We start from the raw sequence: 17,847 nt of genomic DNA, 5'->3' as shown, positions 1-17,847 counted from the left end.
TACGACGCGACGACGATCGGCCCCCCGTACCGCGCCGAACGCCTCCTCGGCACGGCCGCTCCGGCGGAGCCGGCCCGATCCGCCTGATCCTGCCCGCCGATGGGGTGCGCCGGAGATCAGTGGGGCACCACCGCGTACGCGGGAGCGCCGGCCCCCTTCGTGTGGACCGAACTGTTCAGCACGACATCGGCCCGCAGGTGCGGTCGGTGGGTGGCCAGGTAGCGGTCCTCGGCCGGCATCCAGTCGTCCTCCCACAGGTGGCGCGCCGACTCCCCGTCCCGTGCCAGGCCACGGCTCAGCCGTACCTCGCGGCGGGCGTCGCAGAACACCCGGTAGGTGTACACGTGGCGCAGCCGCAGGTGGAGTGCGTGGACGCCCTCCACGATCAGCGGGGTGCCGGGCGGGAGTTCGGTCCACTCCGCGAGGCGGTCCAGGTCCCAGTCGTAGCGTCGGTACCGGACGGTGCCCCCGGTGGCCGCCGGTCGCAGCACCTGCGTTTCGAGTCGGGCCAGGTCGACGTCGGCGGCGATGGCGCCGACGTCGCGGGGGCGCTCCGCGGAGGGGAGGTGGAAGTCGTCGACGTGGATGACGACCGCGGACTCCAGCCGCTCGGCCAACAGGTCGGCGAGCGTGCTCTTGCCGGACGCGCCCGGTCCGTCGATGCCCAGCAGGATCGGCCGGTCCCGCAGCGCGGCGGCCCGGGTGGCGTCCTCGGCCAGTGCGTCGATGTCGCAGATGAGCTCGCTCACGGTGCCTCCTGCTGCTGGTCGGGGGATCGGCCGTCTCGGGGGGCGAACGCGTCGAGGGCTTCGGTGTCGGTCGCGCGGGCGCGGAGGAAGCAGTCGGCCCAGTCGGCGGCTTCGGGGTAGGCGGAGTCCCGGGTGACATCGGCGATGGCGGACTCGATGTCGAAGTCGGTGGTGCGCAGTTCCACTCCGGGGCCGAGCAGCGCCCAGTGGGCGCCCGAGCGCCCGTAGGGCATTCCGACGCTGCCCGGGTTGACGACGAGTCGGCCGTGGGCGAGGCGCACGAAGGGCATGTGGGTGTGTCCGCAGACCACGGTGCGAACGGTGGGATCGAGGCCCGTGAACACCTCGCGCCAACGATCGGGCGGGGAGTCGACCAGCACCACCTCCTCGTCGTCCCGGGGGGTGGCGTGGCAGAACAGGGTGTTCCCCAGGCCGCGCAGGGAGAGGGAGAGGGTGCCCGGGAGGCGGGCGAGCAGATCGAGGTGTTCCGGCCCCAGTTGCTCCGCGGCCCATTGCGCGACGGGGTCGTGGAGGGCGTCGCGCTCACCGCGGCGGTATTCGAGGAGTTCCCGGTCGGCGTTGCCGCCGACCCAGGCGACGCGTTCGCCGAGGCCTTCGAGGAGGTCAAGTACCCGGATGGGTTGTGGCCCCGCCGCGATGTCTCCGGTGAGCACGACGAGATCCGCGGCCCGCACGTCGGGTTCGGCGAGGACCGCTTCCAGGGCGGGCAGGACTCCGTGGATGTCCGAGAGGACGGCGACGCGGGTGCCGATGTCGTCGGCCATGGCCGTCCTCCCCGAGTTCACGTGCGCGTGACGCCGATCCCGCCGATCGTTCCCGACGATAGATCAACAGGAGTCGCGGGAGAAGCGGTCGGCGCATCATGAACCCGTGCGGCGGGACGGAGCGCCGCGGGCCCGGCACGATCCGGGGAGGTCGGCCGGGGCCTGGCGGGGCGGCCGCCGGGTTCCGGCCCCTTGGGGGCGACGGATCCCGGCGGTCGCCCGGGAAGGCGGGGCCTCAGGAACCCGCGCCGCTCATGGCCTCGTGGCCCGGGGGGTGTTCCGCGCCCTGCGAGGGGCCCTGTGAGGCGCCGTGCTCCGTTCCGTGCGAGGCGCCGTGACCGGAGCCGGTCTCGACGGTGCCGCCGAGTCGCTCCCGGAGGGGTGCCAGGGCCTCGGCGGAGGCGGCGGTCACGACCCAGCGTTCTCCGACCAGGTACACGCCTCCGTACATCCGGGATTCGTCGAGCCACGCCCGCTGACCCTGGTCCGCGGCGAAGGTGGCCATCCGGAATCCCTCCTTGCCCGCTCCGCACGCTCCTTCCTTCAGTTCCTCCGCGTCGACGGTGATCTCGGGTCGGCAGTCGAGGGCGGCGGCGATCTGGTCGAGGGAAGCGGGGCGGGCGGTGGACGACGGGGCCGGGGTGGCCGGGGTCGCCGAGGGTGCCGGGGCGGTCGGGGTGGACGACACGGCCGCGGTGGCGGCGCCGGCCGGGCGGGCGTCGGCCGCTCCCGCCTTCCCTTGTCCCGCGCAGCCGCCACACATCATCGAGGCGATCAGCACGGCGACACAGGGCACCAGGTGGCGGGCGGTGATCCGGGATGAAGCTGACACGTCTCCCTCACAGGGGTCGGGGCGGGCACGAGGACGGGGCGCGGACGCCGGTTCCGGCTTCGGATCAGCCGGTGGTCGTGGTGACCTTCTTGCCGGCGTCGTTGACCGCGAACCAGAGGCCCTGCTTGCCCTGTCCGTTGGTCTCGCCGGGCTCCTTGTCACCCGTGAACAGGTAGACCGGCCAGCAGTCGATCGTCAACTGCTCGCTCCCGTCGGGTCGCTTGACCTTGCCGACGAGCCCGGCGGGAATTCCGGAGGCCTTGGCCTTGTCCACGGGAGGGGCCGGCTTCCATGTGTTCAGGCAGGCGTCGAGGCAGCCGAATTTCATGGGCCACGCACTGTCCTTGTTGAATCGGTAGAGCGTACGTCCCTCGGCATCCACGAGAATCTTTCCGAGCTTCTCGTTGGCGGCCACGGCGAGTTCGATTCGCTCATTGGAATTCATGTCCCCCATTCCACCGTTGCCGCCGGTCTTGGGGGGCTCGACATCCTTCTTCGGCGGCTCGGCGTCCTTCTTGTCGATCGCCTTCTTGCCGTCCGCGGCGAGCGCGTGCCAGGTGCCGCCGACGCCCTCGCCCTTCGCCTCGCCCGCCTTGCCCTCCTTCGAGTACCGGTACACGGGCCAGCCGCCGAGGGTCAGCTGCTTGGAGCCGTCGGCCCGTTCGACCGACCCGAGCATGCTCGGGTCGATGCCGGCGGAGGCCTGGGCGTCGTCGGCCGACACCACGGGCCAGGTGGCGGCGCAGCCGCCCTCGCAGTTGGATTTGGGGGGCTTGGGCGTGTCCTTGTCGAAGCGGTAGAGGGTGGCGCCGGCGCTGTCGGTGACCACCTTGCCGACCTCCGGGATGTCCCGCAGGGCCAGTTGTCCCGCCGGGGCGGCCTTGGCCGCGGCCGCCGGCTCGTCGCCGTACCCGGATCCCGCGCCGGCCGCCGGATTCGCGCCCGTTCCGGGCGCCCCGTATCCGGCTCCGGATCCCGATCCGGCTCCCGTGTCATATCCCTTGCCGATGGCCTGACCGGCGCCCGCCGGCTGTACGGAATCCACTGCGCGGTCGGAATCCCCGCCGCTGCAGCCCGCCGCCAGCATCAGTACCGCCATCACCGATCCGGCGGCTGCCGTCCCACGATGCCTGTTGTTCACGATCACTCCTTCGGGTCCAGCCCGGCGTTTTCGCTTACAGGCTTATTCATAAGGCCTGCGGGGCCAACTGAATTCAGAATCAAAGGATTTTGTCAGATCGCGCCAAACGTTGAACTCGTTTTCCGGGCGGTTGTCCACCGCGTGCTCATTCCTGAATGCGGAGGGCGAGCGCGGGGCAACGGCGTACGGCGCGGAGCGCCTTCGGGCGCAGCCGTGCGGGCACCTCCATGACCGCCAGCGCGGGGAAGCCGTCGTCGTCCAGGCGGACGACGTCGGGCAGCAGGTCCACGCAGAGGCCGTGCCCCTTGCACAGCGTCCAGTCCACGACGAGGCGTTCGGGGCTCTCGTCCTCGGGCAGGGGCAGCGCTCCGAGGACGCGCCGTCCGCAACCGCTGCCGAGCGCGTGGTCCCGGAACTCGTCGGGGAAGACCGCGAGCGCGGAGGCGACGAATCCGGCGGTTCCGTCGGGGTGGCTGCACGCGCCGCGGCGGCGTACGCCGCGCATCCGGGCCTGTACGGCGTCGAGGGCGGCCCCGCCGCCACCGGCCACGAGGGCGTCCACGGCGTCGGCCAGCGACGGCAGGCCCCGGGCACAGGGGCCGCACTGGCCCGCGGACTCGCCGGCCATCCAGCGGGCCACTCGGGCCACTTCGCCGGCCGGGCAGGTGTCCTCGGGCAGGGGCAGGACCGCGCCGGCTCCGAGCACCCCGTCGTACGAGGTCAGGGACTCACGGGAGAGCGCGGCCACGCGCGCCGACGCCGGCGGCAGCCAGCGGCCGTGGTAGCCGCCGATGAGGACGCCCTGGCCGGGGGCGGTGCCGCACAGTTCCAGGACGTACGCGAGCGAGGTGCCGAGCGGGACCTCGACGGCGGTGGTGCCGGCGACGGTGAGCATGACGGTGCCCGGTTCCTTCTCGGTGCCGACCGAGCGGTAGTCCTCGACGCCGAGCCGGGCGGCGACGGCTATCTGGGCGTACGTCTCCGTGTTGGACAGCAGGGTGGGCATGCCGCTCAGCCCACGTTCGCTGGTCCGTACCTTCTTCCCGTTGGGCAGTGCGGGGCCGCCGTCGATGCCGTTGATGAGGGAGGTGCCCTCGCCGGTGACGAAGCGCTCGGGAAGTCGGGACACCCGCACCCGCCTGCCGGCCGGGCCCCGTTCGGCGACGGCCTCGCGCAGGGACTGCTCGACGTCGTCGCGGGTCACCCCGATGACGACCTCCTCCGCGCCGAGCGCGCCCGCGGACAGCAGGGCCCCGTCGAGCACCAGGTGCGGCACGTGCAGCAGCACGGCGGTGTCCTTGAGGCAGCTGGGTTCGCCCTCACTGGCGTTGACGACGACGGCGCAGCGCCCGTCGCCCGATCGGGCGGACCGGGCGACGGCGCGGAGCTTGCGGGCGAAGGGGAATCCCGCGCCACCGCGGCCCCGCAGGTCGATGCCCTCGGCGAGCTGCACGAGGTCTTCGAGCCCGTACCGGGGCAGGTCGCCGTGGACGGAGAGGTGGGCGGCGCGATCGAGCCGCGCCATGACGTCGAGTCCCGCCAGCAGTCTGGGCATGCCCACACAGCCGAGTGCCGGGCGCGGCAGATCGGTCACTGCCGCCCCCGGATACCGTCGAAGGGCCCGCCGGGCCTCTCGGTGGTGACTTGGGCCTGACTGGGGATGAACACGGTTCCGTACTGCGGATACTCGGGCTCGGGTGGGGATTCCGGTCGGGCCGCCGTCACCGGGCCGGCCATCCCCCGCTGGATCAGGAGGGTGTCCGGCACCGGACCCGGGCGTGGGTCACGGCCGGCTCCCTGGCCGGCGTACGAGCGCTGGCCGTACGACTGCTCGGCGTACGGCGGGGGGTAGGAGGGCTGCTGGGCGTACGGCTGCGCATACGGCTGTGCGGGCGCCTGTTCGGCGCCGCGCGGTGCGGGTTCCTGGTCCCAGTCGGGACGGGCCTCGAACTCCGGGAGTTCGTCCGACTGCCGGGCCAGGCGGGCGGTCAGTCGGGACGCCGCCCACTCCGCGGGGCGGCTCACGAAGGGCCGCGGATTCCGCGGCGGCGCCTGCTCGGGAGCTTTGGGACCTTTGGCGCCTTTGGGACTCGGGGGCGTTCCGCCCGGCGGCCGGGCAGGGAGGGAGCGCAGTCGCCGACGGAGCCTGATGACGAGTACGGCCGCGACACCGAGCAGGCACAGGCCGTACGCCACGGTCACCCAGCCGCTGGCGGGGCGGCCGGCTTTGAGCCCGTGCACCAGTGAGGCGCCCCACGCCGGGTACGCGCCCATGTGCAGGGCCCGCCACCAGATGGAGCGTCCCTTGGTCGCGAAGGCGCTGCGGACCGCGCCGGAGACCGCCACGGAGACGAAGAGGTATCCGGCGAGGGTGCCGAGCCCGACGCGCAGGGGCTGGACCGGGTCCGCGAAGGGGACGACCGCGGCGGCGGCCACCGTCTGCGACTTGGCGATCTTGACCCAGATGTGCAGGCCGAGGAAGCCGAGTCCCGCCACGGCGAGGCCGCGGTGCACGCCCTGGGCGACGAGACGGTGCCCGGACGAGAACAGTGTCCGGTCGGTGGCCGCCAGGCCCCACAGCACGGTGGAACTCAGCGAGACGAGCGAGAGCACGCCCGCACCGAAGTCGAGGAAGTTCCAGAAGTCGGTCAGGGCACCCGCCTGCGCCATCACGACCAGGGCGGCCAGGGCCGCCAGCGCCGCGAGGGTGATGGCACCGGGGTGCGGGCCGCCGGCGGCGGACAGCAGGGGCGGTCGCCGTAGGGCTCGCTTCCCGGCGGCCGCGGCGGCGACCATGCCGGCGTGCCGTCTGGTGTTGCGTGCCCGGTGTGAGCTCGGCGTACGAGGCGTGGACAAGGGCATGTAGTTCTCCCATACGCCCGGGCTCCGAGCACTCCACCTCGCGCTCGGCGCCCGGGGACTGTCGTCGGAACTGCTCCGCGGCAGGCAGGAGATGGTGCCTCGCCGGCCGGGAGCGGGGGCCGGAGTGCAGAAGCATCGTGGACCTTCGCAGCACCTCCACGGGATTTATCGAAACGTGATAATTTCTGGCCCCCGCGCAGTCATCGACTCGAACATCCCCGGAAGATTCCCTTCCAGTGGTGCGGTGGCAACGAGGTTCACGCCTTGTCCGCCGCCACACCTCCCCGTTGGCAAAATCTAGGCAAGGTCGCGGGACTGCAAGTGGTTGGCATGCTCCTGGAGGGAGTACGAGGCGCTCAACTCCCCCGTCGGCACTGACGTCGACGGGGAGGAGGACAGCCCCTACAGGCTTGTCACCCTCCCACGGGGCAGGCCATACCCCGGCATGAACGAGGTAACAATGTGCGAACTTCTGAACCGCATCTGGTCCCGCCCGCGCGGCGAATGGACCCGGGTCCTGCGAAAGGAACTACCCGCGCTGGCCGCGGGGATCGTGGAGGAACTGCGGAGCGACATCCCCGGTTTCTCCACTCTCATCGAGGACATCGACGACGAGGTCGTCAGAGAGCACGTGGAGTCGGCCCTGCTCACGGTCCTCGGTTACCCCGAACCGTCGGTAACACCGCAGGATGATGCAGCAGATCAGATTCAGCCGGCCCGGCAGGCAGAGCCGGCCCGAAACCCTCGGCAGCAGGACGCGGACGCGCTCTTCCCTCAGGACGTGCACGGCGGCGGCTCGTTGCCCACCCTCAAGGCGGTCCCCTCCCAGGGATTCAGCACGGGGCCCGAACGTGCTCGGCGAGAGCTCTTCGCCGTTCTCACGTCTGACATGCCCATGTCCGAAATAGCCCTGGCCGAACTGGCCGTCGCCGCCCGCTGGCCGCTGCCCTCCTCCGTCCGGGCCATCGCCCTGGTCTCCCCCGGCGAAACCCAGCAACTCGCGGCCGTCCTCGACGACGCACTGGCCGGACTGGTCAACGGCCAACCCTGCCTCCTGGTCCCCGCCCCCGACCCGGACGCCCGCACCACACTCGAGGGCTCCCTGCGCGGCCGATTCGCCGCCGTCGGACACCCCGTCCCACCCCGCGACACCGCCTCCTCCCTCCGCTGGGCCGTACGCCTGCTCAACCTCACCCCCACCCGCTCCGGCCCCGAAGCACGCGCCGTCTTCGTCGACGACCACCTCTCCACCCTCATGCTCCTCCAGGACGAACCCCTGGCCCACGCACTCGCCGCCCGCTGGCTGCGCCCCCTCGCCGACCTCACACCCCGCCAGAGCGAACGACTCGAAGTCACACTCCTCGCCTGGCTGGAAGGAGGCGGCGCCCCCGAAGCCGCGAAAGCCCTCAGCGTGCACCCCCAGACCGTCCGCTACCGCATGCGCCAACTCGAGAAGCTCTTCGGCCCCGGCCTCCGCGACCCCCGCACCCGCTTCGAACTCGAAATGGCCCTGCGCAGCCGGCGCCTCATGGCCCAGGTCAGGCGCCAACACTCCCGAGTGACCCGCAGAGCCCGCGTCGTCACCGCCGACTTCCGCCCCCCACTGGGCGCCGGCCGCATGGCCCGAGTCAACGGCCTCTGACACCACGAACAACACCCCCGACGAATGGAGCCGGCCCTCCCCCCGCAGATGCGGGGGGAGGGCCGGCTCCATTGGCTTTCGCCTCTGTTCCTTTCCCGTCGGTTTCTTTCGTGATGGCGCCTTTCCCGTTCACCACCGGGTCACAGGCGTGCGGCCATCCCCGGGGCTCCGGCGCGCAGCGCGGTGTTGAGGTCGGTCAGCTCCCGATAGGCCCGCGAGCAGGAGCGGCAGGCCGAGAGGTGGCGGGCGAGGCGGCGGGAAACCCCGCGCCGCCTGACCGCGGCGCCGAGCAGGCTGACGAAGTGGCGGCAGCGCGCGTCGTCGGCCGGGTCCACGTGGGCGCCCAGGTACGCCTCGCGCAGCCCCTCGCGAGCGCGAAAGGCCAGCGAGGTGACGGCGCTCTGGGTGATGCCCAGCAGTACGGGAACCTGGTGCGGGCAGTCGTCCTCGACGAGGGTGTGCCACAGGACGGCTTTCCAGCGTTCGGGCAGGTTGCGGAAGGAACGTGCGGCGAGCCGGCGGTTCTCGCCGTCCACCAGTCGGCGTTGCGGGTCGTCACCCGAGGGGCCGGGGCGGCACCAGGACTCGACGTCCGGCGTGAGGATCACGCGTTCGTCCCCGGCCCGCCACTCGACCGCCGTGTGCCGGACGACGGTGAGAAGGTACGGGCGCCAGTGGTCCCTGGGGCCGGAGCCGGAGCGAACGGCCTGGAGGGTGCGCAGGAAGGCCTCGGAGACGAGGTCCTCGGCGTCCTGCGGGGCCCGGCTGCAGGCTCGGGCGCAGACGAGGGCCGCGGGGCGGTGGCGTCGATAGAGGAGCTCGAAGGCCTCGGTGTCCAGGGCCCCGCGGGCACAGGACCGTCTGATCCGCCGGATGAGTTCCCGATCGGACTCGCCGACGCGGCCTGACGTGCCGATCCGGCCGGGCGCACGGGACCGGCCGGATGTGTCTGAGGGGACGGACATGTCGCTCCTCACGTGCTCCGGGGCCCGCGGGCCCCGTTCGGGACGGCAAAAAGGGCGGTGCCGGTCCGAAGTCGGCTTCGGACCGGCACCGCTCTCGGGGCGACGCGGGAGAGGTGGGAGGAGGGCGACGCCCCGAGAGTCTCAGCGGCAGGCGCGCCCGCCGTTGATGCACTGCACGGCCTTGTTCATCAGGCTTTTGTTCATGACGTTGATGAAGTCGCCGTGGTCGGTGACCGGCTTGTGCAACTGCTCGGGGAAGCTGTCGACGGCGAACTTCGCGCCGGGGGCAACTCCGTACACGATGCGCTGGACCAGCTGCGGGATGGCCTTCATCCCGGCCGGGCAGGCGCCGTTGGCGGCGGCGAAGGCCACGTGGGTGCGGTGGTTGGCGCTGTCGGTGTTCTTGCCGTCCCAGCAGCTCTGGAACTTGAAGGTGCGCACCACGTCACTGCCCTTGGGGCAGATCGGGTACTTGTCCTTCAGCTGGCGGTTCTCGAAGCCCGTGCAGCTCCACGACGCGTTCGCGTTGGCGTTGCCGTTGGTGAAGGCCTTGGCGTCACCGGTGATGATGCGCAGGAAGCGCGGCATGGCGGTGACCTTGGCGACGGGGCTGCCCTTGAAGTCGATGGTCACCTGCTTCGGCTGGAGGATGGTGCCGATGTTGGCGTCCTGGCCGCCGCCGGGGGCGTTGGCGTCCTTCTCGGCGCGTCCGTCGCGAAGGCGCAGGACCGGCCAGTAGTAGGTGGACTGGTCGCCGTTGGTGCACGTGGTGCCGGAGGCGGCCAGGCTGTTGTTGGTGGAGAAGGCGTCCGTGGTCTTGTTGCCGACGTAGTCGTGCATGTGGTGCGCGCCGTTGCTCACACCGGGGGCGACGATGACGTTGTCGGGGTTGAAGTGCTTCTCCTGGTTGCGTCCGCACTGCACGGACAACTGGCCCCGGGAGGCGCCGGCCCTCGCGCCGGGGTTGGCCACGTTCGGCCTCACCGTGTTGATGGCGACGAAGTCGCTACGTGCCGGCCCGCCGCCGTTCTTGCCCTTGGCGGCCTGGTTCTGGGGGGCTGCCGCCTGGGCGTCGACCTGGGCTCCGGGGGCGTCCGGGATGTCGGCGGCCGCGGCCTCCTTCATCTCGCAGCCGCCGAGGGCCTTCAACTGCCCTGCGTTGCCGCCGGACTGGCCGATTGCCTGCGACATGTCGGCGATGGTCTTGTCGCGCTTCTGCTTCAACTCGCCGAGGAGGTCGCCGCCCTTGGCCTTGCCGGTGGCGAGGCGCTTGTAGGAGTCGGCGATCTGCGTGTCCAACTGCGCCAGTTTGGCGTCGACTTCGGGCTTGGCCTGGTCGGGCACCGCGCGAAGTTTGTCGCCCACGTCGGGACAGTCGATGGTGGCCGTCACCGGCGCCGTCCGCGCGGAGTCCTGCCCGGCGGATGCCCCCTGCGCGACGATCACGACCCCGCCGCCGCCCAGGACCAGGGCGGACACGATGGCGAGGGCCTTGTGCGTCGGCCGCAAGCGGCGTTTGTGGCCCTTTTGACTCATGCGATCACTTCACTTCGTCGGGGGTCGGGAAACAGTGGAGGGGGCGGGAGTGGCGTCCACCAGGCCGTCGAAGTCGACCAGCCCGGTGGCCTCGAGGACCGAGATGTGGTCCAGGACCGTGGTGTTGGCGTCATTGGCCAACTCGCGGACCATGGAGTTGCGGGTCTGGGCCCGGATCTGGGCGACCAGCGCGAACACCTTGCCGTGGGCACGCCGCAGCAGTTGGGTGAACACGCGTTCGTACTCGTCGCCCTGAGCCGCGGTCATCTGGTTGAGCCAGCCCTGCTGCTGATCGCTCGGCCGGTCCGGCAGTTGGACGCCGAGGGCGCCTCCCACCTCTATGACGCGCCGGTCGAGCTCGGTATGGCCCTCGACGAGGTGCTCGCCGGCGGTCCGCACCGTGGGGCGCGCACCGCGTTCCTGGGCCTGGCGCCCGGCGGGCAGCTCCCAGAGTCCGGCGAGGCGCACCTTGCGGATGAAGTCTCGGTCCTGGGGGGTCAGTGGACCGAAGGCGGTACTCAGCACCCCGGCGCCGTCGTCGTCGCCCGCCGGGGCCGAGGCGGCCGCGGAGGCTCTGCCACCGAAGCTCTGCACGGGAATCAGCAGCGCGATCAACGTGAAGGCGAGGGCTCCGATGACCATGCCCGTTCCCATCACGTGTTTCGACGCGACCGACATGCTGCCGACGGAAGACCGGCGGATTGACGGCACTGTGCCTCCTTGCTGCGTGGACCGGGAGGGACTCAAGGCCGGAGGGGCCGTGGGCGGCGGCTGACGCGCCGCCCAGGACCACAACCGTCCGAACTCCCGGGTGGCTAGGGACGCTAGCGCCAGTTGTGGTGCTCTTTTGGAAGGGCCATCACGAATGGACAAACATCCGGGCAACGCCTCGAAAGGCTGGTACGGTTCGGGCGCCCGGGGCACTGGTGACTGCGACCCTCGCCACCACCCGGGCCAATGTCGCCTGCGTTTCGGCCAGTTGTCCGGAATTGCAGTCATTCGCGAGGAGCATGGAAGCCGCCCTTCGGGATGATTCGCCCGCGGCGCGGTGTGCCACATGGTGAGCGGGAACCGTCCCTCACCGAAAGGAACGGCACTTCGTGCACATGAAGCGATTCGCACCCCTGCTCGCCGTCGGTCTCCTCGCCTCCGGCGTCCCGCTGTTGTCCGCGACCGGGGCGTCCGCCGCTCCCGCGGACCTCGACTCGGCACGCGGGCCCTCCTGGCACCGGTGCAGCCCGGACCAGCCGGCCTCGTACCAATGCGCGACCATCAAGGTTCCGCTCGACTACCAGCACCCCCGCGGGCGCACGATCGACCTCGCCATATCCCGCGTCAAGAGCGAGAACCCGGCCAAGCGACACGGGGTCATGCTGTTGAACCCCGGTGGACCGGGCGGCAGCGGCCTCGACCTGCCGTTGATGATGAAGGAGTCGATGCCCGACGAGGTTCGTGAGAAGTACGACCTCATCGGCTTCGATCCGCGCGGTGTCGGCTCCAGCAGTCCCATCACCTGCGGTCTGAACGACGCCGAGCAGAGCATCGACCGGCCGTACCGGCCGGGGACCTTCCCCTCGGACGTGGCGTGGGCGCGCACCGTCGCGGACAAGTGCCGGCAGAAGGCCGGTGCGGTCCTCCCCCACATCAGTACCCGCAACACCGCCCGTGACATGGACGCGATCCGCGCCGCCCTGGGCGAGCGCAAGATCTCGTACGTGGGCTACTCGTACGGCACGTATCTGGGCGCCGTGTACACACAGATGTTCCCGCAGCGTACGGACCGCTTCGTCCTGGACAGTGGTGTCGACCCGCAGCGGATCTGGCGGGGCATGATCCAGGTCTGGGCATCAGAGGCCGAACCCGCGTTCAAGCGGTGGACGGAGTGGACCGCCGAGCGCGCGGGCGAGTTCCGGCTCGGGAACACCCCGAAGGCGGTGTCCGACACGTTCTGGGCACTGGTGGCGCGGGCCGACGCGGACCCGATCGTCCTCGAAGGCCAGAAGATCACGGGGGACGACATCCGCGCCGCGCGCGGGCTGTTCTTCTACCCGGCGCAGGCCGCTCCGCTCGTCAGGGACCTCAAGGACGCGGCCGAGGGTCGGCCGGCGGCTGCCGGCGCCGCGAACCGTTGGCGGTCCGTGCGGGCCGGCGCCGAGGAGCCCGCGTCGGACAACGGCAGCGCCGTCTTCTGGTCCGTGGTGTGCGCGGACACGGACAACTGGCCGCGCGACCCCGAGCGTTACCGTCGGGACGCGGCCAGGGACAAGGTCGCGTACCCGCTGTACGGGGACATGGCGTCCAACATCAAGCCCTGCGCGTTCTGGCAGCGACCGTTGGAGGCGCCCACCCCGATGCGGACCCGCGCGAACGTGCTGACCGTGCAGAACGAGTGGGACTCCCAGACTCCCCTCGTCAGCGGCCAGGGCCTGCACCGCGCGCTGAAGGGCTCCCGGATGGTGCTGGCGGCGGGCGGCGAGGGGCACGGCGTGTACCTCGTCGACCCGGCCTCCTGCGCGAACGCGCCGGTCAACGCCTACCTGGCCACGGGCCGGCTGCCCGCCGGGGACGTGACGTGCCGGACCGCGCCCGGTGACGGCGACCGCCGCGAGGCGTCGCCGCGGCGCGGCCCGCTGCCGTTCCCGATCGGACCGCAGCGGTTCTGACGCGCGGCCCGACCGTGAGGGGCGGGCCGGCGTACCGGCCCGTCCGTCACGGGGCGCCCCTCCGTCACCGGGGGGAGGACGCCTCCACGGCCGCCTTGATCCGGCGACCGAAGTCGGGGGCGTCCTTGCGGGCCGCCCCCAGGGCGAGCCCGACGAGCAGCTTGCCGACGCCGTGTCCTTCGAGGGTGTTGAAGATCCGTACCCGGGTACGACCTCCGGGCAGGGGTTCGAAGTCGTAGCCGCCGTTTGCGGTGACCAGGTTCCGGCTCAGCTCGGTCCAGCGGATCGAGCGGGGCGGGTCGAAGCCGTCGATCCGGAACTCCCGTCCCGTCTTCATCCCCGCGTCCTTGACGGTGCTGCGGAAGACCGTGCCGACGGCCGTCGGACCCTCGGGACTGCGGGTGATCTCCTGGACGCGCGGACTGAACTGGGGGTCGTTTCGGCCGTCCGCCAGGTAGGCGAAGACCACCTCGACGGGGCGGTCGATCTCGACGCTCGCCTCGAACTCTCCGGACATGCGCACTCCTCGGTGGATGATCCCCGGGACATGATCGCAGGCCGCCGACGCCCGCGCGCGTCGGCGGCCGGGGACTCAACGGCGTCGGCCCGGCCGTGCGCGTCGCGAGGGGATCCGGGCCGGGCCGCGGCCGGGTGATCCGGTGACGGGCTCCTTCGGGAGGCCGGTCCCTCCGGCGCGCAGCGGGGTGAACAGTCCGGCCCCGACCAGCAGGAGGCAGAAGGCGCCGGCGGCCAGGCTGATCACCGGGACTCCGTGCGTCTGGGCCAGAAGGGTGAGGACGGCCGCCCCCACCGGGCCCGAGGCGTTGTGGACGGTCCAGAACACGGAGGTGACCCGGCCCAGCAACGGGTCAGGCGTCACCTCCTGGCGCAGGGTCATGGAGCAGACCCCGGCTACGGTGAGCCCGAACATGAACACGGCGGCCAGTGCGGCGATGGTCGGCACGTCGCGGCTCACGCCGATGCCCGCGACGGAGAGGCCGACCAGGGCGACGGAGCCCAGCCAGCACGCGCCGAACCCGAGGAGGCGGCGCAGCCTCCCGGCGCAGAGGGCGCCGACGAGCGTGCCGAGACCACTGACCGCGACGACGTAGCCGAGGGTGGCGGCGCTCTGGTCAAGGTCGTTCCTGACCCGGAAGATCAGCAGGTCGGTGGCGCCGACGGTGACGAAGGTCAGCAGGGTGAGGAGCACCGTCAGCGGGCGCAGCAGCGCGTGGGACCACAGGAAGCGGAAGCCGACGAGGAACATCTCGCGCGCCTTGCGGGCCCCGCTGACGGGCAGGTGCTCCGCCTCCGTCCCGTCCGGGGTGGGGCGCGGGGTGAGCCGTACCCACCGGAGGGTCACGGCGGACACCAGGAAGGTGGCGCCGTCGACCCCCAGGGCCCAGTCCGGGCCGATCCACACGGCGATGGCTCCGGCGGCCACCGGCCCGACCAGGGTGCCCACGGCGAAGGTGCTCATCAGCCGCCCGTTGGCTGCGGTGAGGTCCTCGGCGGGGACCAGGTTGGGGACGGCCGTCACGTACGCCACGTCGAACAGCGTCTTCAGCACGCCGACCAAGGCGGTCATCAGGTACAGCAGCCAGATCCGGGGGCCGGCGAGCCACAGGAACGGCAAGGCGCCCAGCAGGGCCGCGCGCGCCAGATCGCAGACGATCATCAACCGGCGCCGGTCGACCCGGTCGACCACGTGGCCCGCGAACAGTCCCGTGACGATGCCGGTCGCCGCCGCGACGGCGGTCATCAGGCCCATCTGGGCGAGGGAGTCGGTGGCGTCGAGCACCAGCAGGGGCAATGCGAAGAACGAGATCGACCCGCCGATCACGGACAACGCCTGGCCGAGCCAGAAGACGTTGAAGTCCTTGTTGCGGGAAAGGCGGGAGACGTTCGAGGGCCGGGTGGGCCCGGGCGCTCCCCCGCTCACCCGAGCAGCGCGTACACGGTGGAGGCCTTGGCTGCCGGCTCCGCGGAGCCGTCGGGCGTCATGGTGATGTCCGCGAAGGCCATCCGCTTGCCGAGTTTGGTGATCCGTACGTCGATCAGCACGTCGGTCCCGACCACGGGGCGTTGGAAGCTGGTCGACTGCTGGACGGTGGTCATGGGTCCGTACGCGCCGCGCGCGGCGGAGATCGCGATGACGGTGGCCGTGTCGGCGGCGGCCATCAGGGCCTGCCCGCTGAGCCCGCCGCCGTCCCGGGCCAGGTCGTCGGACCACGGCAGCCGCAGGACGGCGTGCCGTTCACCGGTTTCCATGACGGTGAGGCCGAGGGCGAGTACCCACGGGGCGAAGTTGTCGGCGAGGATCTTGTCGGCGTCTGCGGGTGTCAGCGTCACCCGAGGCATTGTGGCGGCCCGGCCGGGCCGCCACAACACCGTTGATCCGTGCGGGATCCGCGTCGTCAGGGGGGCGTCGTCACAGGCTCGCGGCCAACTCCGTGCCCTGGCGGATGGCCCGCTTGGCGTCCAGTTCGGCGGCCACGTCGGCGCCGCCGATCAGGTGCGCGTCGACGCCGGCCGCGCGCAGCGCCTCGTACAGGTCGCGGCGCGGCTCCTGTCCGGTGCACAGGACGACCGTGTCGGCGGGTACCAGGCGCTGTTCGCCCTCGACGGTGATGTGCAGGCCCTCGTCGTCGATCCGGTCGTACGTCGCGCCGGCCACCGAGACGACGCCCCGGTGCTTGAGTTCCGCGCGGTGGATCCAGCCGGTGGTGGTGCCGAGGTTGGCGCCGACCTTGGTGGCCTTGCGCTGGAGCAGGTGCACGCGGCGCGGGGACGCGGGGCGCTCGGCGGCGGTGAGACCGCCCGGGCCGGTGTAGGCGGTGTCGACGCCCCAGTGACGGAAGTACACCTCGGGGTCCTGGGAGGCTCCCTCGCCGCTGTCGGTGAGGAACTCGGCGACGTCGAAGCCGATGCCGCCGGCGCCGACCACGGCCACCCGCTCGCCGACGGGGGCTCCGTCGCGCAGGACGTCGAGGTAGTTCACGACGTTGGGGTGGTCCACGCCCTCGATGGCGGGGGTCCGGGGGGTCACGCCGGTGGCGACGACGACCTCGTCGTAGCCCTGGAGGGTGTCCACGTCGGCGCGGGTGTTGAGGCGTACGTCGATCTCGCGGGCGGCGAGCTGCGTGCCGAAGTAGCGGATGGTCTCCTCGAACTCCTCCTTGCCCGGGATGCGGCGGGCGACGTCGAGTTGACCGCCGATGTGCCCGGAGGCCTCGTAGAGGGTGACGGCGTGGCCGCGCTCGGCGGCCGAGACGGCGCAGGCCAGGCCGGCGGGGCCGGCGCCGACGATGGCGACGCTCTTCTTCAACTGGGTGGGCGAGAGCACGAGTTCGGTCTCGTGACAGGCGCGCGGGTTGACCAGGCAGCTGGTTATCTTGCCGCTGAAGGTGTGGTCGAGACAGGCCTGGTTGCAGCCGATGCAGGTGTTGATGGTCTCGGGGGCGCCGGCGCGGGCCTTGTTCACGAACTCCGCGTCCGCCAGGAAGGGGCGGGCCAGCGACACCAGGTCGGCGCGCCCGTCGGCCAGCAACTCCTCGGCGATCTCCGGGGTGTTGATCCGGTTGCTGGTGACGAGCGGCACGGAGACCGCGCCCATCAGCCGCTTGGTCACCCAGGTGTAGGCGCCGCGCGGGACGGAGGTCGCGATGGTGGGGATGCGGGCCTCGTGCCAGCCGATGCCGGTGTTGATGATGGTCGCGCCGGCCGCCTCGATCTCCTTGGCGAGGTGGACGACCTCATCGAGGGTGGAGCCGCCGGGGATCAGGTCGAGCATGGAGAGCCGGTAGATGAGGATGAAGTCCTCGCCGACGGCCGCGCGGGTGCGGCGGACGATCTCCAGCGGGAAGCGCACCCGGTTCTCGTACGCACCGCCCCAGCGGTCGGTGCGCCGGTTGGTGGCGGCGGCGATGAACTCGTTGACCAGGTATCCCTCGGATCCCATGATCTCGACGCCGTCGTAGCCCGCGAGCTTGGCGAGCCGGGCGGCGCGGACGAAGTCCTCGATGGTCCGCTCGACCTCGATGTCCGTCAGCTCGTTCGGGACGAAGGGGCTGATGGGGGCCTGAAGCGGGCTGGGGGCGACCAGGTCCTTGTGGTAGGCGTAGCGGCCGAAGTGGAGGATCTGCATCGCGATCTTCCCGCCCTCGGCGTGCACCGCCTCGGTGATCACCCGGTGCTCGGCGGCCTCGTCCTCGGTGGTGAGGCGGGAGCCGCCCTCGAAGGGGCGACCGGCGTCGTTGGGGGCGATGCCGCCCGTGACGATCAGGCCGGCGCCGCCGCGGGCGCGCTCGGCGTAGAAGGCGGCGAGGCGCTCGAAGCCGCCGGCGTGCTCTTCGAGGCCGGTGTGCATCGAGCCCATGATCACGCGGTTCGGCAGGGTGGTGAAGCCGAGGTTCAGGGGGCTCAGCAGGTGCGGGTACCGGCTCTGGGAACTCTGCGGGTTCATCGGGGTGTGCCTCCTCGCGCGGGGTGATGAACCTGTTCTAGCGAGGCGCGGAGTCTTTTGCAACTAGGTGCATAACCGATACCGGGGCAGTTCCTGGCAATTCGGCTCGGGAATCACGTACCGCACGGCCCGTGTGAGCCGGGGTGTGGCGCAGCTCACCAGGCCGGGACCGGCCCCGGCCCGGGGATCGCACCGGGCCGGGGCCGG

At 71.6% G+C, this 17,847-nt stretch carries 15 protein-coding genes; 2 read left to right on the top strand and 13 right to left on the bottom strand.

From position 1 onward, the window contains the following. Positions 1-116: 116 nt before the first annotated feature. The 6 genes from ACQEVM_RS12170 to ACQEVM_RS12145 all read right to left on the bottom strand — a co-directional run bounded on the left by ACQEVM_RS12170 (position 117) and on the right by ACQEVM_RS12145 (position 6,369). A complete protein-coding gene (locus tag ACQEVM_RS12170) occupies positions 117-749 on the bottom strand; it encodes a uridine kinase family protein (RefSeq protein ID WP_433077808.1) in 633 nt (210 codons plus the stop codon). Continuing rightward, on the bottom strand, positions 746-1,534 hold the full coding sequence (locus tag ACQEVM_RS12165; RefSeq protein ID WP_433077806.1) for a metallophosphoesterase family protein: 789 nt from the start codon (positions 1,532-1,534) through the stop codon (positions 746-748). The genes ACQEVM_RS12170 and ACQEVM_RS12165 overlap by 4 nt, the downstream gene beginning before the upstream one ends. 235 nt (positions 1,535-1,769) lie before the next feature. Continuing rightward, positions 1,770-2,366 (bottom strand): hypothetical protein, encoded by a 597-nt coding sequence (locus ACQEVM_RS12160; RefSeq protein ID WP_433077804.1) that lies wholly within the window; start codon positions 2,364-2,366, stop codon positions 1,770-1,772. Positions 2,367-2,430: 64 nt separating this feature from the next. After that, positions 2,431-3,507, bottom strand: a complete 1,077-nt coding sequence (locus ACQEVM_RS12155; RefSeq protein WP_433077802.1) for an SCO0930 family lipoprotein — start codon at positions 3,505-3,507, stop codon at positions 2,431-2,433. A 145-nt stretch (positions 3,508-3,652) separates the two neighbouring features. Further along, positions 3,653-5,062 carry an NADH-ubiquinone oxidoreductase-F iron-sulfur binding region domain-containing protein gene (locus ACQEVM_RS12150; protein ID WP_433077800.1) on the bottom strand — a complete coding sequence of 470 codons (1,410 nt, stop codon included), beginning with the start codon at positions 5,060-5,062 and terminating at the stop codon, positions 3,653-3,655. 35 nt (positions 5,063-5,097) lie between these two features. After that, entirely contained in the window at positions 5,098-6,369 is a 1,272-nt protein-coding gene (locus tag ACQEVM_RS12145) for a hypothetical protein (protein ID WP_433077798.1), read from the bottom strand. A 460-nt stretch (positions 6,370-6,829) separates the two neighbouring features. On the opposite strand from ACQEVM_RS12145, the gene ACQEVM_RS12140 reads away from it, so the two are divergent. Next, positions 6,830-8,011: a PucR family transcriptional regulator gene (locus tag ACQEVM_RS12140; protein ID WP_433077796.1), complete on the top strand. Its 1,182-nt coding sequence runs from the start codon at positions 6,830-6,832 to the stop codon at positions 8,009-8,011. A gap of 140 nt (positions 8,012-8,151) precedes the next feature. Here ACQEVM_RS12140 and ACQEVM_RS12135 read toward each other — a convergent pair whose 3' ends face one another. The 3 genes from ACQEVM_RS12135 to ACQEVM_RS12125 all read right to left on the bottom strand — a co-directional run bounded on the left by ACQEVM_RS12135 (position 8,152) and on the right by ACQEVM_RS12125 (position 11,190). Beyond that, positions 8,152-8,976 carry an RNA polymerase sigma factor gene (locus ACQEVM_RS12135; RefSeq protein ID WP_433077794.1) on the bottom strand — a complete coding sequence of 275 codons (825 nt, stop codon included), beginning with the start codon at positions 8,974-8,976 and terminating at the stop codon, positions 8,152-8,154. Between the two features lie 141 nt (positions 8,977-9,117). Further along, entirely contained in the window at positions 9,118-10,512 is a 1,395-nt protein-coding gene (locus ACQEVM_RS12130; RefSeq protein ID WP_433077792.1) for a DUF1996 domain-containing protein, read from the bottom strand. Between the two features lie 9 nt (positions 10,513-10,521). Further along, positions 10,522-11,190 (bottom strand): DUF4142 domain-containing protein, encoded by a 669-nt coding sequence (locus tag ACQEVM_RS12125; RefSeq protein ID WP_433077790.1) that lies wholly within the window; start codon positions 11,188-11,190, stop codon positions 10,522-10,524. 422 nt (positions 11,191-11,612) lie between these two features. On the opposite strand from ACQEVM_RS12125, the gene ACQEVM_RS12120 reads away from it, so the two are divergent. Next, on the top strand, positions 11,613-13,175 hold the full coding sequence (locus tag ACQEVM_RS12120) for an alpha/beta hydrolase (RefSeq protein ID WP_433077788.1): 1,563 nt from the start codon (positions 11,613-11,615) through the stop codon (positions 13,173-13,175). A gap of 64 nt (positions 13,176-13,239) precedes the next feature. On the opposite strand, the gene ACQEVM_RS12115 is transcribed toward ACQEVM_RS12120, so the two are convergent. From ACQEVM_RS12115 to ACQEVM_RS12100, 4 genes are all read right to left on the bottom strand, one after another. Then, complete coding sequence (locus tag ACQEVM_RS12115; RefSeq protein WP_053682407.1) at positions 13,240-13,692, bottom strand: SRPBCC family protein; 453 nt, start codon at positions 13,690-13,692, stop codon at positions 13,240-13,242. Positions 13,693-13,767: 75 nt separating this feature from the next. Next, complete coding sequence (locus ACQEVM_RS12110; protein WP_433077785.1) at positions 13,768-15,117, bottom strand: MFS transporter; 1,350 nt, start codon at positions 15,115-15,117, stop codon at positions 13,768-13,770. After that, positions 15,114-15,527: a PaaI family thioesterase gene (locus tag ACQEVM_RS12105; protein WP_433077783.1), complete on the bottom strand. Its 414-nt coding sequence runs from the start codon at positions 15,525-15,527 to the stop codon at positions 15,114-15,116. Before ACQEVM_RS12105 ends, ACQEVM_RS12110 begins: the two co-directional genes overlap by 4 nt. 79 nt (positions 15,528-15,606) lie before the next feature. Then, entirely contained in the window at positions 15,607-17,640 is a 2,034-nt protein-coding gene (locus ACQEVM_RS12100; protein ID WP_433077781.1) for an FAD-dependent oxidoreductase, read from the bottom strand. Positions 17,641-17,847: the final 207 nt, after the last annotated feature.

This window comes from Streptomyces sp. CA-243310 (assembly GCF_050936775.1).
Lineage (GTDB): Bacteria > Actinomycetota > Actinomycetes > Streptomycetales > Streptomycetaceae > Streptomyces.
This window is presented reverse-complemented; position numbering and strand designations above follow the sequence as displayed.